Origin of the sequence: Nonomuraea sp. NPDC049784 (genome assembly GCF_040659615.1) — a bacterium.
Classification (GTDB): Bacteria; Actinomycetota; Actinomycetes; order Streptosporangiales; family Streptosporangiaceae; genus Nonomuraea.
Window position 1 is genome coordinate 1 of the sequence record NZ_JBFAMX010001274.1, and the last position, 1,165, is coordinate 1,165.

Consider the following 1,165-nt stretch of genomic DNA (forward strand, 5'->3'; position numbering starts at 1 on the left):
GCACCGACCCGGCGACGTTGGCGCGGTTCAGCGCGGTGCGGCTCTTCGTGACGCGTACGGCCGCCGCAGCGCACGGGTTCGCCCTCACGCCCGGCAATGCGGAGGCCGTCGCGGTGCTGTGCCGCAGGCTGGATGGCATCCCCCTGGCATTGGAGCTGGCCGCCACCCGCGTGCGCACGCTGGGGATGCACGGCCTGCTCGCCAGGCTCGACGACCGGTTCCGGCTGCTGACGACAGGACACCGAGGTGCTCCGCCACGACAGCAGACGCTCATGGCGATGATCGACTGGAGCTGGCAGCTGCTCACCGAACCCGAGCGCGCAGTGCTGCGCCGCCTGGCCGTCCACACCGACGGGTGCACCCTGGAGGCCGCCCAGGCGGTCTGCGCCGCCGACAGCGTCGGCCCCGACGAGGTGCTCGACATCCTGGCGCGCCTCGTGGACCGGTCGCTCGTGGTCATGTCCGACCGCCGCGACGACGATCCCCGCTACCGGCTGCTGGAGTCGGTGGCCGTCTACTGCACGGAACGCATGCACGAGGCCGGGGAGCTCCAGCAGATCAGGCGGCGCCACCGCACCCACTACACCCAGCTGGCCGAGCGGGCCGAACCCCAACTCTACGGCCCCGATCAGCGGCGCTGGCTGCAGCGGCTGGACGCCGAGGCGGCCAACCTGCACGACGCGCTCGACGACGCGGCCCGGCAGGGCGAGGCCGATCTCGCACTGCGCCTGGCCAACGCGCTCACCTGGTACTGGTTCCTACGCGGCCGGCTGACCGACGCGCGGCGGTCGCTCCGGACGGCGCTGGACGCCCGGGGTGAGGCACCCCCGGCCGCCCGTGCCAGGGCCATGGCCTGGCACACCGGCATCTCGTTCCTGCTGGGCGACACCGCCGGCTGGCCGGCCCGTCACGAGGCGGTGTTGAACGCGTACGAAGGGGTGGCGGACGAGCTGGGGCAGGCCAGGGCCGAGTGGTTCCTCGCGTTCGCCGAGATCGACCTCGGCGATGTGGCCGCCACCGGGGAGTTGATCGACCGGGCTCTGACCACGTTCCGCGCAGTAGACGATCAGTGGGGAGTGGCGGCCGCGCTCAGCCTGCGGGCCAAACACGCACACGTGCAAAGCGACTCAGGCGCGCTCGAGCGTGACGGCGTGCAGAGCGCGGC

At 72.9% G+C, this 1,165-nt stretch carries 1 pseudogene; it reads left to right on the forward strand.

The annotated features are described in order from the left end of the window. A pseudogene (locus AB0J09_RS65370) lies at positions 1 to 1,165 on the forward strand (AfsR/SARP family transcriptional regulator); the annotation flags it as partial.